This window comes from Pseudarthrobacter linnaei (assembly GCF_055412825.1).
This window is the reverse complement of the sequence record NZ_JBVAYX010000047.1, coordinates 1-12840: the sequence shown is the minus strand read 5'-3', so window position 1 is coordinate 12840 and position 12840 is coordinate 1. Positions and strand designations below refer to the sequence as shown.

The window sequence follows — 12840 nt, the reverse complement described above, 5'->3', positions numbered from 1 at the left end:
GCTCGGCTGGGATACCCCGGCCGAGCGCCTGCGTGATCTACTGATAACTACTTAGCCACCAGCGGTGTTGCAACGACCCCTAAAAACCGCCTGTCAATCTTCCAGCTCATCGGGGCCGCTGAAGGAGCGACCTACGTGGCTCCGGAAGGCTGCCGCACCACGGGCGGGGTCGGGTTTCAGCTCAGTTCGTCAGGGCTTGAGCTTAGTGCGGAGCGACACGCGGGGCCGTTTTCTGTAAACAAATCCCCGAATGCCCTTGGAGGTAGTGCTATTTTCGACTCAGTCGATAACTGTAAACAGAAACCTCATGTTGATCGACTGCCAGTAGCACCAGCGATGAAGCAGCCGCAACCGCAGGTTGTGCGAGATTCGAAGGACATGACCATGAGCGCAGTAATCAATCGTGGAGGCGGACGGCCCAGCAAGGGCCTCCGCAAATACATTGGCTTCCGCACGCAAGCCAAGACCGCGGAAGAAGTTCAAATGATCGCTGCCGCTAAGGGCATGACTGTCACTGACTATGTTTCCTCTGCCGTCGACCGGTCGCTGCGCGAAGACCTGGCGCTGCTAGGTCAATTCGCGCATCAGGAGGAACTGCCCATCCGCATAGCCTCATAAACAGAAGAAGGCCCGCACAAGGCGGGCCTTCGAAGCTGAAGATTCACGATCCGGGAAGCTTGCCGGCGAACAGATCGTAAATCGGATGGAAGTCCTTCTCAGGGCTTCTACTGTGTTGCAAAACCGATCTTGAAAGATCGGCCCTCAGTCATTCCCTCGACAGGAACAGCATCATCGTACAACAGCACGCCCACGTGCTGCCAGCCGTATATAGCGCTGGCGTGTCGCCCGGGCCATCCTTCACCTCGAGCCCCGCACTTGCGTGGGCGGCCTTGGCACCTCTTCTCTCAGGTCAACCCCGGGTTCGTCTCTCTCGAGACGCTGGCAAGACGTACCCGCAGAAGCACGAACGGGCTCTGACCGAGGCGCTCCCCACTTTTCCGGCCGCGGTCCGGATTTTCGGCAAAGACGGCACGTGCGCGGCGATCTTCCTCGACTTCGACTCTTCCGTCGCGGGCGTTGATTGGGTGGAGGCGGACGTTCGGGCAGTCCAGACCTGGCTGCATAACTGCGGGGCCAGGTGGATTGAGGACTACTCCCCCAACGGCGGACGCCACGTCTACGTCCCGCTGGAGCAGCGGGTCACCTTCTCTGAAGCGCGTGATCTTGTCGAGGCGCTGGGCACCCGGTACCGGACTCTGGACAAGACCCCGCACCAGAACCTCCTCCATGGCTGCATGCGCACCCCCGGTTCGCCGCACAAGAGGGGTGGTTACCAGGAACTCGCCATGAGCCTGTCGATGGCTTACGACATTGCCCGACGGCCTAACAGCGCAGCGGTGTGGACCGCGATGAACGCTGACGTGGCAGGGGAGATTGGCGCTGTCCGGGCACTGCGACTGGAACAGACCTTTACCCCGGCGGCGGCCGAGGCTCCGAAACTCCAGCACCCGGCCGGCCGCATGTCCCGGGTGATGCAGCTGATGGCACAGACCGGGCTCTACGACTCGAACCGTTATGCCTCCGACTCGGATGCCCGCCAGGCGATTGTCACAGGGGCCGCGGTCGCTGGCATGGAACTAACCGATGTGGAACGCCGGATGATGCAGGGAACCTGGCCAGGACTTGCCTCCTTCTACGCCCGCTATTCCTCCCGGCACCGGGTCCCGGCGCTGCGCCGGGACTGGCTGAACGCGGTCAGGTACCTCAGCAAAGACCCGGGATCCAGGGACGGAAAGAACAATGCCCGTATATCCCCCACAAGCCAGCCAAACACACAGCCCCCGGCTATACAAGGGAATGCGATTTTGACGAGTTCCGATACTGAGCACCGTTTCATCCGAACCTGGCGAAATGCAGTTAGGCTGAAAGAGCAGGCTTACACGGATTCAAGGACAGGGCTGGCGAGAAGGATGGTCCTGAGGTCCCTGGGGGAAGCAGCGCACATGACAGCGTCCCGGTTCGTTGAATTCGGTGTCCGCTCTATTGCGGTTGCAACCGGGCTGGATCACACGACCGTCGGGGGGCATCTGAGAGCCTTGCGCGGCGAAAATGATCCTCTGGTGACGTTGGTGGAACAGGGGCGCGGCACCAAGGGGGACCTCTACATGTTGACCGTTCCGGAAGAGATGAAGACGGCCGCTGAAGATTTGACCTGGCGGAAGGGGAAGATTCACGCCCTGCGGCCGGTGTTCCGGGAACTGGGTCTACCGGCGGCCTTCGTTTACGAGGCGCTGGAGCACTCCCCCGTCCTGTCGACGGCGGAGATCGTGACGTTGACCAGACTCTCCCGGACAGCTGTCAGTGAAGCACTCGAGGTGATGGCCGCTTGGAACATGATCGCGCGCGACACCACACGGGCCTGGTCCGTGGTTGCTACGACGTCATTGAAGGAACTTGCCGAACACTTCGGTGTGCTGGAAGCCGTGGCGGCGCAGCTGCAGCGCTACCGAATCGAACGGATCATCTGGAAGGAATGGCTGTCCAAGAACGTCAACACCGTCGCGGAGCTCCTCTCCCCCGGAGAGGACTACCCATGGGAAGCATTTGAGGGCCCACCGGATGAATGGGCCCTCGCGGACATGGCGTTCACCAGGGCCGGACAATGTTGGCGCCGGAGTGCTGAATGCGTTCTTGCATGCATGCATGCATGAAAGAACGCACGGCCGGTCGAGTATTCCCTTAGTTCTGGCCCCAGCGGGATTTGATAGCCTGCTCGATCGCTTCACGCACTGATATGCCCTCGTCTTCCGCGGCCGAGTACAGCACGTCAATGACTTCTTGGGACAGGCGAGTGCTCAGCGGAAATGTCACCTCGCGGCGGGCGGTCTTTCGGTTCTGGGCCGCCGCCTTAGACGCCTTCGCAGGCTTGGCTGCTTGGCGCGCAGGAGCCTGTGTCAGGGGGGTCGATTCGGCAACCGGGGTAATTGCCGCCACTCCCCCGCCGGCCGATGCTGGCTCCTCGGGTTCCGTCGGTGCCGACGCCACGGCTGCCGGCGAATAGTCGACCGGGTCGACCTTCTCATCAGGGGCCGGCCTCGGCGTTCGGCGCAAGACGGCCGGGCGGTCTTTCAGGTCTTCGCTCATCGGATGATCTCCTTCATCAACTCGTTGTAGGCATCCACGACGGGCTGGCCCTTGCGGTACTCCCCATACCATTCCTGTGTCATGCGCATCTCCTGGACGATGGTTCGGTGAGGGACCAGCGGGGTCAGCAACATTCCGGTCTCGCGAAGTTCTTCGATGCTGGCCACCGCGATGCGGGACATGACTGTGGAGGCGACGGCTCCGACGACGATGCCGGCCTCGTGCAAGTTATCAGGGGCTCCGATGCGCTTACGTGACATCCGGAACTGCTCGACGCTCTTGCGGGCCCCGGCCACACCGTCCACTCCGTCGACGGTGGCGCCGGCTGAGTACACGATCGTGTCGGCGGCGTTCAGGGCGGAGAGAGTCAGCGGGCCGCCCTGGCGGTTTGGGCAGTCGATAATGACGACGTCGGCGTCGATCCCGATGAGCGAGGTGCGCAGGCGCAGCTCGGCATGATCGGCGCGGTCTGCTTCACGGTTGGAGACGCTGCGGGCGGAGGGAACGACACGCAGGTTCGGGAACCAGCTGGACTCTACGGCGAGGTCCTGTGCCCAACCTTCCGGATCCGAGTCGCCTAGGATGGCGCCGACATGGAGGCCGTCCTCTTTTGGTTCGATGCCGATCCACTTGCTAGCCGCGGCGCGGGGATCCAGGTCGACGAGTACAACTTTGCGCCCTGAGACGGCGGTGACAGCCGCCAAGGACACTGCGGTTGTAGTTTTCGTGGCACCGCCAGACTCGCTGTAAACCATGATTGTTTGCATGCTTGCAAGCTTTCCGGACACATATGTGGGTTGCAAGGAGCCACGCCGATGACTCTCCTACTGTGATCAAGATGGCGTGCAAGCCAGCCTTCATGCATGAAAGAAAGGGAGGCAGAAAGTATGCAAGAAAGTAGAGTGAATTCCCCTTCGTTCATAAGTTTTTGGCGCATCATCTCGGCAGTCGTCTGCGCCGATTCTTGGGGATCCTTTGCCCCACGCCGCCGTGGCAGGTAAGGATTGAAGGATGCTATTTCAAACAATTCATGCTTGCATGCCGGAAAGAAATACCGACTGAAAGCGTGACAGAATGCAAGCATGACAGAGGCCATTCATGCATGCAGTCATTTAAAAACTTTGAGCAGCGAAGATGGTGTGCATAGAGACGACTGGAAAATCAGCGGTTATCTGTTGAGGCCAGCGCAGGCCCTGGATTGGCCCCCTGCTTGAATGTTCCACGGGAGACGGTTCCTGAGTACGAAGAGATATTTCCGCGTTCTTCGGCCGAGGGACGTCAGCCCGAGTCGGTGTTGGGTTACGTCCCGTGGAGTGGTGTAGTTCCCGGCTTCTGAATTTCGGATTTCCGACGTAGTGAGCCATCGTGCGATAGTCAGTGAGAACCGATCAAAGAACTCACAAAGGACACAAACACACGATGGCTCTAGGGCATGTCTCCTAATTCCTTGAGCCAGATGGTGATGGCGCGGAGGACGACTCCGCCGCGGTAGGTCAGGGCGAGCTTGTCGTAGCGGGTGGCGAGGCCGTGCCATTGCTTGAAGATGTTGAAGGACCGTTCGACGACGTTCCGTCGTTTGTAGGCTTCCTTGTCCAGGCCCACCGGTCTGCCGCCCTTGCTGCCGCGGCGTTTGCGGTTCGCTTCCTGATCGGAGCGTTCCGGGATCACCGCCTGGATGCCGCGCCGGCGCAGAAGCTCCCTGTTGGCCTTCGAGGAGTATGCCTTGTCCGCCAGGGCCCGGTCCGGGCGGGAACGGGCCCTGCCCGGACCCAGCCGGGGAACGCTGAGGGAGTCCAGCAGGTGCGGGAACATCGGGGAGTCCCCGCCCTGGCCGGGACCGAGCAACATGACCAGCGGGCGCATTTTGCCGTCGCAGAGGTGATGGATCTTCGTTGTCAGCCCGCCGCGGGACCTCCCGATCCCGTGGTCAGGCGGTTCCTCTAACAGATTCATGTAATTCGACAGGTCCCCCTGTGTGGCGGGTGAGGTTCGTGGCGTGCTGGTGGGCCCGGTTGACCGTGGAGTCCACGGAGACTTCCCAATCGATCATCCCGGCCGTGTCGGCCTCGGACAGGATCCGGGAGTGGATCTTGTCCCAGGTTCCGTCGCCGCTGAAGCGGCGGTGGCGTTTCCAGACTGTCTGCCATGGGCCGAAGGTCTCCGGCAGGTCGCGCCAGGGAATTCCCGCCCGGAAGCGGTAGATAATGCCTTCGACGATGCGACGGTGGTTTTGGAACGGTCTCCCGCGGCTCCCGTCGGAGCTGGGCATCAACGGTTCAATCCGCTCCCATTGGGCATCGGTCAGGACGGCAGTACGCGACATGATTCCAGCATGCCAAACCCGACAAGAACCAATTGGGAGACACCTAGGCCTTAGCGTCGGATATTTCACTTTCTCACAAGTCACCCCAAGTAGACACGGCAGTGATGGGTCCGTTCAGCCAAAATCTCGACCACTCTTGAGCGGACAGTCGCGCCGTCTTTGTTCCAATGCAAGGGGGCGGCGGCCCAGCCGGTCGCTGGAGTGGCGAAGGACCTCGTGTTCCCATTCAAGATCACGCCGGAAAGAATGCCCGAGGCCGGCGTTAGCGCAGTCCCGGGCGTCATAGTACAGTCCGACGCTGCGGCGCTGGCACGCTGTTCGGCCTGCGGGGGTCGCGGCGCGAAGGTGCCGTGATTGCATCTAGGCTGCAGATGCGGCTGACAGGGTTCGGGTCCCGGGCCTATTTGGCTCCGCACCGGCGTTCTGTAGTTCGGAGCGCCGGACGGCCAGGACTGTGACGTCGTCCGGGCTGCTGGTTTCGGCGGCCCGCCGTTGGATTGCTGTGACGACGTCTTTGGCTGAGGTGGCGGTGAGCGCCAGTGCGGCTACTTCGGTGATGGCCGAGAGTGTGCCGTCGTAGAGGTCCAGAACGCCGTCGCTGAAGCTGACGATCATGTCGCCGGGGTTGAGTCTGATTTCCGTGGAAGTCCAGGTTGCGTCGGGCATCAGGCCCACGGGCTGTTCGTTGGAGGAGAGCCGCTCCCACGTGCCCGAGCCACGTATCAGCAGGGTAAGGCCGTGACCGGCGTCGGTGAAGAGAACCCGGCCGTCGGTCGCGCGGAGTCTGGCGTGGAAGAGGGTGGCGAAGGATGCTGCCTGACTCAGTTCGGTGGCGAGGCAGTCAGAGGTCAGGGTCAGTGCTTTGACCGGGTCCTCGCTGTTTCGCGCGCTTCGGATGACGGCTCGCGTGGTGGCTGCGATCATGCCCGCGCCGGCTCCTTTGCCCATGACGTCGCCGAGGGTGAATCCTAGTCCGCCGTCGATGGGGTACCAGTCGAAGAAGTCTCCTCCGACGGCCTTGGAGGGGATGCACGCACCGGCAGTTTCGTAGCCGGGAAGGGGTGCGGCTTCTTTGGGCAGCAGGAATCTCTGGATTTGGGCTGCCCTGCTCAGTTCTTCGGCGGCCGCGGTGGCTTCGTCGCGGGCGGCGCTGAGGCGCTGCCGGGCCCGTGATGCCAATTGGCTGACCACGGCTGCGGCGAGGGCGAACACGAGCGTGCTGTAGAGGCCGCGAAGGTATTCGTTGGGATTGTCGCCGGTTTGGGCGCCGAGCACGAAAGGTACGAGGATCGCCAGGACAGTGCCGAGGATGGCGAAAAGAGCGTAGCGGCGTCCTGCCATGGCGGCCAACCAGAGGAGCGGTAGCAGGACCAGGGACGCATAGATGGACCGGCTCTCGCCGGTAGCATGCCGCAGCAGGCCTGCAGCAAGGAAGTCCAGAGAGGGCACGATCGTGGCGAACCGCAGAAGCGAGGGACGACTGAAGATGCCGGCCAGCACCGTCGCTGCCGCGATCAGGGCTATGCCCGACATCAGTACCGGCCAGTTACTGATGGTCAGCGTCGGGACGGTGCCACTCATCACTGCGGCCGCAAGGAATAGCACTGCAATGGGAAGCTGCTTTATGAGTGGTGAAAGTTCATCGAGTCCCGCCAAGTTTCGAAGCGATCCCGGTGTCATACAGTGGCTCTTCTCACGGACGGCGTTGCGTCCGGTTCCGTAATGGTTTCGGAGCGGCGCCGGACCAGAATAGCCGTGAGGTCATCCTTCGGCTCTGTGCGGGTATGTAGGCTCCCGAGGATGTCGGTCACCCCCGAGGGATCCGTATCCTTGATGAGCCCGGCGAGTTCATCCAGGGCGCTCAGTGTGCCGCCGTAGAGATCCAGTACTCCGTCGGTGAAGCTGGCGAGCGTCTCCCCAGATCCCAATGTAGTGATGGACGTGCTCCAAGATCCCGGTTCGCCGATCCCGAGGGGCAGGCCGCTGTCGTGAAGGCGCCGGTGGGAACCGTCCGGGGACACAACTATTGGCAGCCCATGACCGGCGTCGGCGAACCGGAGCTGACCGGTTGCCGTGTCCAGGGCGGCCACGAATGCCGTGGCAAAGGTGGAGGTCCGTTCGAGATCCCGAGCGAGCAAGCCGCTGGCGATGTCCAGGGTGGTGCCGGGGTGCGTAGTGGCGCTGCTGCGGATGGCGCTGCGGACGGTGGCGGCCATCAGGGCTGGCGCTGTTCCTTTTCCCATCACATCGGCGATCGCCAAGAGCAGGGTTCCGTCGGATTCCTGCCATGAATAGAAGTCCCCGCCGACGTCTGCTTTTGGAAGGCAGATCCCTGCGACATCGTAGTTGGGGCCGGCAGGCGCAGTAGAGGGCAGCAGTGCCTGCTGGACGGCGCGGGCGCGGTCACGGTCTGCGGAGTCCTGGATTTCAGCCTCGGCCCAAGCTCCGAGCTCGTCGAGTTGTCGTAGCTCGGTGGCGGAGAGTTCGCGCGGCCGGGTATCGAAAAGGCAGAGTGTGCCCACCCGGGTTCCCGGCTCGGCGTTGAGGGGCCGGCCGGCGTAGAAGCGGACGCCTCGGCTGCCGGCGACGTCGGGGAGTCCCGCGAAGCGCCCGTCGGCGGTGGCGTCGGGTACCACAAGGATGTCGGGTGCCTTGATGGCGGCATCGCAGAAACTCTCGTCGCGGGGAATAACGGATCGTTGGAGGCCTTGGGGTGACTTCACAAACAGACGGTCGGAATCGAGGAGATTGACTGCGGCCACGGGGACGCCGAACAGTTCACGCGCGGCTCTTGTGATCCGGTCGAAACGCTCCTCCGACGGCGTATCCATCAGCTTGAGACGGTGCAGAGCCGCGATCCGGCCTTGCTCCGTCATGTTTGTTGCCTCATCGATTCGCACAGGTTTCCCGCTTCCGTCAGGCCCCAGCCTATCGGTCCACGGTTGACCTTCCCGGATGCGCCTCTGGTGCGCAGTTCCGGCTGGCCGCGCGGGGGTCAGGGCCGCCGGGCGGCAAGGGCTTTGCGGAGGGCCTCGGCCGAGGTGGGGCTGCTGTTGATCCGCCAGTCCGTCTCTTTGTTGAAGTTGAACCACACGACGGCGGTGACATCGGGTTGGGCTGCCAGATAGCTGATCAGGGACGTGTTCCAGGCGGCCTTGGAACCGCCCTGCTCAGCGGAAGACGTTTCGGCGATGATGATTTCTTTTCCCGGGGCAAGGGCGCGGAGTTGCGTGAGTCCGTCATCGAACAGTTCTGCCGGGGAGACCCAGGTACTCCAGGACGCCGACGTGCCCCAGTTGTAGCCGTCCAGGGCAACGGCGTCGACGTAGGAGGCTCCGGGGTAGAGCCCGCCGAGGCCGCTAGCTCCGCTGTAGGGGACGTTGGGGTTCCACACCCAGGTGACGTTCGTGGCGCCGGCGGAAACGACGACGTCGTGGACGCGGCGCCACGCGGCGACGTAGTCCCCAGGGCCGTTGGAATTTGTCTGCTCGGACCACGGGTACCAATCGCCATTCATTTCGTGGCCGAAGCGAAGCATCACAGGATGCCCCCATGTGCCGAGTGCCTGGCCCCACTGGCGCAGGTACGCGTCGAAGTCGCCCGCTGCGATTCGGTCGAGTGAGTAGGCGGGCTGATCTGTGCCGCCGCCCCATGTCCACGGTTCCCAAGTGAGCAACGTAGCTGCGCCGCGGGCGCGAACGGAGTCAAGCTCGGCGAGAGGCGGTGGCTGGTTGAAGTCCTTGTAGGAGAGGATGATTGACGGCGCTTCACCTGCCAGCAAAGCGACCTCATCGAGTTCCGCGCCCGCAGCCGGGCCACCCGGGGATCCCACACCGAAACGCAACTGGGCGCTGGCCGGCTGTGGGAGCATCTGGGGGGCAGGGACCAGGGTGAAGGAGGCCGATGCGGAGGTCCTGCCGGTGACGGCCTGCACCTGAATCTGAGGAGTACCGGCGTCGGGCATGACCAGTTGGACGGCGAAGTAGCCGGTGGCGCTGGCCGTGAAGCCGGTGACGCTGGCCCCGTAGCTGACGGTCCCAATGGATTTCTTCGGAAAGCCGGTCCCGGTGACCATGACGGCCGTGCCTGCCGGGCCGGAGGACTGGCTAAGGCTCAGAGCCGGCACCGTCGCCGCCTGGACGGGGACCGCCGCTGCGGCTAGATAGCAGGAGACCGCCACGAAGATAAGAATGACTCCTCTGAACCACCGCATGGAACCGCCTGACTGAATTCGGGCCTAGACAGACGTCGGGGCGTGCCTCACCACCGGGATTCGCCGGAGTAGATGACCTTGAATTAAGTATGCGGGAAAGTCCGCCCTGGGCACGGCGCTTTTTGGACAGGATTGGCGAAGGATCGCCTCAGTGTTCAGGCAGGTGCGGCGTCCCGGGAGAGGATCCAAATGTTGGTGCCGTCCTGGCGGGCGAAGGTAACAGTGGTGACCAGGGCGCGGATAAGGGCAAGGCCCCGTCCCGACTCGGCGTCCGGTCCCGGCATCCCTGCAGCGTCCGCGGTTAGCTCCGGGTGTGCCGCGCCGAACGCGCTGACCTCAGCCCGAAGGCTGCACGCCCTGACGCAGATGTCGACGCCCAGCTCCACCGGGGCCGGCGAGTCCGGGACGGCGTGCTGGACGACGTTCGTCGCCGCCTCGATGACGGCGGTAGCAAAGGTCAAGCGGTCCAGTTCCGGAACAAACGATGCATCGTGCCAGAGCTCCTCTAGCTGGGCGTGCACAGCTTCGATCGACTCCGGGGCTGCCTGATCGCGGAATTGGCGGCGGGCGAGGACATCACTCATCTCCGAAGGCCTCATCTGCGGAGGCATAGGACGTCAGGACACGGTCCATGCTGGTCAGCTCCAAAACCATCTTCACCTGAGGCTGGACGGCCGCGATGCGCAGGTCCCCGCCGGCCTGCCGGGCCGCCTTAAGGCAGCCGATAAGCGCGCCGAGCCCGGAGGAATCCATGAACGTGGTGTCTTGCAGGTTGACGACGATCCGGTTCGAGCCGGAGGCGACAACATCCGCCACGAACGACCTGAGTTTGGGTGCGGACACCATGTTCAAGCGACCCGACGCCGACACCTCCGTATAAGAGCCGTTCGCCTTGTAACTAAGTTCCATGATGGTTCCTTTCAGGGTCAACCGGCTTGGGTCGTGACATCTTTTTGGGGATCGGAAAGATGATCTTCGGGAGCATATCCCCGGTAGAGGACAGCCCGAACCAGGATGCTCATGATGATGAGGTCGAAAACCACCCAGACAACGTTGACCAGCGTACCGATCGGTTCGGCCAATCCCGCAGCAAGACGCGCTAGACCAACGACAGCGGAGACTATCAGCAGAACGGAGACCACCACCTGCGGGCGGATCAGGCTCCAGCGCGGCCCGCCCTCCTGGCGGGCTTTGGGGGTAACGGCGAAACCCAGCGGCCGTCCGAACCAGACATTGCGGGCCGCCGTCGTGCAGGCCTTGATCCAAATGGGGAACAACGCCAAGCTGTACTGCTGGCCCCGCCATGTCGGAATACCACGACCCGCCACCGCGAACAGTAACTGGTTCACGACCATGAACGGGATGAACCGGATGAAGAAGTCAGTACTGAGGCTGCTGACCGGCAGGATGCCCAGCAGCAGGTAGAAGATCGGGGCAGCAAAGTAGACCACAGCCGCGAAACCGCTGAGGTAGGTCCACATCGTGGCGAAATACATCAGCCGCTGGCCCCACTTGAGGCCGCGCTGCAGAAGCGGGTTTTCCCGAAGCATGACCTGAACCGTGCCCTGGGCCCAGCGCAGGCGCTGGGTCAACATGGTGCCGAGGTCCTCGGGAGCCAGGCCATAGGCCAGGACCTCATGGTGGTAGACGCTCTGCCAGCCGTGGGCATGCATGCGCATTGCCGTGGCCATGTCCTCGGTAACGGAGATCGTCGCCAGCGGCATGACCGGCTGTGCCTCACCGGTTCGCTCAACAGACAAGGCATCCAGGACGGCCTGGACGGACTCCATGGCCCCTAGAGGTGACCACTCCCGGGCGGAAAGCCGCTGCACGGCGTCGTCCGTAACGACCCGGACCCCCGCGTCTCCCACGACGGCCAGCTCCATTGCGGCTATCTCCTCAAGATCAGCCTGCAGCGCGTGGACGTCGGCCTGAACCAGGGTGCGGACCGCCTGATCCACTTTCCGCCGGACCTGGTACGTGATCTCGCTCAGGGACCTTCCGGCGTCGAGCTGGCTGCTGGCGTGCTGCGTGGCGGCTTCCACTTCGCTCAGCATCCCGTCCACCAAGGGCGACGCGGCATCTTCAGACTTCCGGGCCTTCCGGAGGGCTTTCCGGGACGCAGCCAGAGCCCGTCGAATGCTTTTTTCGGTTTCCTGGACGTAGCCGACCAGGCCGAGCTGCATGAGAGCCTCGCGCCGAAGGACAGCGTTCGAGCCGCAGAAGAACGCGGCGTTCCACCCGTCCTTGCCCTGCTGGATGGGTCCATAGAAGAGCGGCGCCTGGCTGCCCAGCGGGTCGTCGTCAGGGACGTTGCTGAAGTATTGCGGCGTCTGCACCAGCGCGACCCGCCGGTTATTGAAGTAGCCCAGAGTCCTGTCCAGGATTTCCGGTTGAGGGATCTGGTCCGCGTCCAGGATAAGGAGGAACTCTCCTTCCGTGACCATCAAGGCGTTGTTCAGGTTCCCCGCTTTGGCGTGCCGTGGCATGTCCTGCCAATCCTCCCCGCGGGTGACGTACCCGAGGCCGTGCTCGGCCGCAAGTTCCCGAAATTCCGGCCGGGCTCCGTCATCAAGAATCCAGGTGCTGTGCGGATGCTTGATGCGCTTCGCAGCCAAAGCCGTGGTCAGCACCATGTCCAGGGACTCGTTGTACGTGGTAATGAAAACGTCCACAGTGGCATCCGCGGGCGCCGGAGGAGCCCCATCCCGCAGCTTCAGCCGCCACACGGTCATGCCGAATAGAAGAACATCGATCAAGCTGTAGGTCTCGGCGGCTACCAACGGAACGGCGATCCACCAGGCTTCCCAGTTCAGTGACGCAGCCCAACGCCAACCAACGTAGTTCACGCCAAAAATCACTGTGAGAACAACGGTCAAACGCGTCCAAAACCGTGCCATACCCAGCCTTCCAGCCGCATTGTTCATCATCCACAGCCAACTATCGCAGCCCCCACTGCCCCGCGAAGCAATATTGGACCGCGACCTCTCCGCCATGGACTACTGGGCTGCTGCGGGGATTTCGGGCAGCGGATTGAGTGGTTTCTTCTACGCTGCCAAGGCTGGCTGTTGATAACCATAGTGGACTTCGTTGGGCCGCCGGTAACCGAGCGCGGAGTGACGGCGCCGGCTGTTGTAAAACCCCTCGATATAGCGAATGA

The 12840-nt window shown here is 62.9% G+C and carries 10 protein-coding genes and 1 pseudogene; 2 read left to right on the top strand and 9 right to left on the bottom strand.

The annotated features are described in order from the left end of the window. Positions 1-384 precede the first annotated feature (384 nt). The gene (locus ACZYZ3_RS20040) at positions 385-618 is read left to right on the top strand and encodes a hypothetical protein (protein ID WP_463965528.1); all 234 of its coding nucleotides are present in this window, start codon (positions 385-387) and stop codon (positions 616-618) included. Between the two features lie 194 nt (positions 619-812). Further along, positions 813-2711 carry a MarR family transcriptional regulator gene (locus ACZYZ3_RS20035; RefSeq protein ID WP_463965527.1) on the top strand — a complete coding sequence of 633 codons (1899 nt, stop codon included), beginning with the start codon at positions 813-815 and terminating at the stop codon, positions 2709-2711. Between the two features lie 28 nt (positions 2712-2739). Here the strand turns inward: ACZYZ3_RS20035 and ACZYZ3_RS20030 are convergent, their stop codons facing one another. The 9 genes and pseudogenes from ACZYZ3_RS20030 to ACZYZ3_RS19990 all read right to left on the bottom strand — a co-directional run bounded on the left by ACZYZ3_RS20030 (position 2740) and on the right by ACZYZ3_RS19990 (position 12580). Next, a complete protein-coding gene (locus tag ACZYZ3_RS20030; RefSeq protein ID WP_463965526.1) occupies positions 2740-3144 on the bottom strand; it encodes a hypothetical protein in 405 nt (134 codons plus the stop codon). Beyond that, complete coding sequence (locus ACZYZ3_RS20025; protein WP_463965525.1) at positions 3141-3911, bottom strand: ParA family protein; 771 nt, start codon at positions 3909-3911, stop codon at positions 3141-3143. The genes ACZYZ3_RS20030 and ACZYZ3_RS20025 overlap by 4 nt, the downstream gene beginning before the upstream one ends. Positions 3912-4569: 658 nt before the next feature. Further along, a pseudogene (locus ACZYZ3_RS20020) lies at positions 4570-5467 on the bottom strand (IS5 family transposase). 360 nt (positions 5468-5827) lie between these two features. Then, positions 5828-7048: a PP2C family protein-serine/threonine phosphatase gene (locus tag ACZYZ3_RS20015; protein ID WP_463965524.1), complete on the bottom strand. Its 1221-nt coding sequence runs from the start codon at positions 7046-7048 to the stop codon at positions 5828-5830. Between the two features lie 95 nt (positions 7049-7143). Next, on the bottom strand, positions 7144-8343 hold the full coding sequence (locus ACZYZ3_RS20010; RefSeq protein WP_463965523.1) for a PP2C family protein-serine/threonine phosphatase: 1200 nt from the start codon (positions 8341-8343) through the stop codon (positions 7144-7146). 119 nt (positions 8344-8462) lie between these two features. Then, on the bottom strand, positions 8463-9680 hold the full coding sequence (locus ACZYZ3_RS20005; protein ID WP_463965522.1) for a glycoside hydrolase family 26 protein: 1218 nt from the start codon (positions 9678-9680) through the stop codon (positions 8463-8465). 155 nt (positions 9681-9835) lie between these two features. Continuing rightward, on the bottom strand, positions 9836-10264 hold the full coding sequence (locus ACZYZ3_RS20000; RefSeq protein WP_463965521.1) for an ATP-binding protein: 429 nt from the start codon (positions 10262-10264) through the stop codon (positions 9836-9838). Beyond that, entirely contained in the window at positions 10257-10589 is a 333-nt protein-coding gene (locus tag ACZYZ3_RS19995; RefSeq protein ID WP_463965520.1) for an STAS domain-containing protein, read from the bottom strand. The genes ACZYZ3_RS20000 and ACZYZ3_RS19995 overlap by 8 nt, the downstream gene beginning before the upstream one ends. Before the next feature lie 17 nt (positions 10590-10606). After that, positions 10607-12580 carry a glycosyltransferase family 2 protein gene (locus tag ACZYZ3_RS19990; RefSeq protein ID WP_463965519.1) on the bottom strand — a complete coding sequence of 658 codons (1974 nt, stop codon included), beginning with the start codon at positions 12578-12580 and terminating at the stop codon, positions 10607-10609. Positions 12581-12840: the final 260 nt, after the last annotated feature.

What these genes read in the sequence shown, in the direction of transcription:
- ACZYZ3_RS20040 (WP_463965528.1), top strand. Translation starts at nt 385, where the DNA reads ATGAGCGCAGTAATCAATCGTGGAGGCGGACGGCCCAGCAAGGGCCTC.
- ACZYZ3_RS20030 (WP_463965526.1), bottom strand. Translation starts at nt 3,144, where the DNA reads ATGAGCGAAGACCTGAAAGACCGCCCGGCCGTCTTGCGCCGAACGCCG.
- ACZYZ3_RS20025 (WP_463965525.1), bottom strand. Translation starts at nt 3,911, where the DNA reads ATGCAAACAATCATGGTTTACAGCGAGTCTGGCGGTGCCACGAAAACT.
- ACZYZ3_RS20015 (WP_463965524.1), bottom strand. Translation starts at nt 7,048, where the DNA reads ATGAGTGGCACCGTCCCGACGCTGACCATCAGTAACTGGCCGGTACTG.
- ACZYZ3_RS20010 (WP_463965523.1), bottom strand. Translation starts at nt 8,343, where the DNA reads ATGACGGAGCAAGGCCGGATCGCGGCTCTGCACCGTCTCAAGCTGATG.
- ACZYZ3_RS20005 (WP_463965522.1), bottom strand. Translation starts at nt 9,680, where the DNA reads ATGCGGTGGTTCAGAGGAGTCATTCTTATCTTCGTGGCGGTCTCCTGC.
- ACZYZ3_RS20000 (WP_463965521.1), bottom strand. Translation starts at nt 10,264, where the DNA reads ATGAGTGATGTCCTCGCCCGCCGCCAATTCCGCGATCAGGCAGCCCCG.
- ACZYZ3_RS19995 (WP_463965520.1), bottom strand. Translation starts at nt 10,589, where the DNA reads ATGGAACTTAGTTACAAGGCGAACGGCTCTTATACGGAGGTGTCGGCG.
- ACZYZ3_RS19990 (WP_463965519.1), bottom strand. Translation starts at nt 12,580, where the DNA reads ATGGCACGGTTTTGGACGCGTTTGACCGTTGTTCTCACAGTGATTTTT.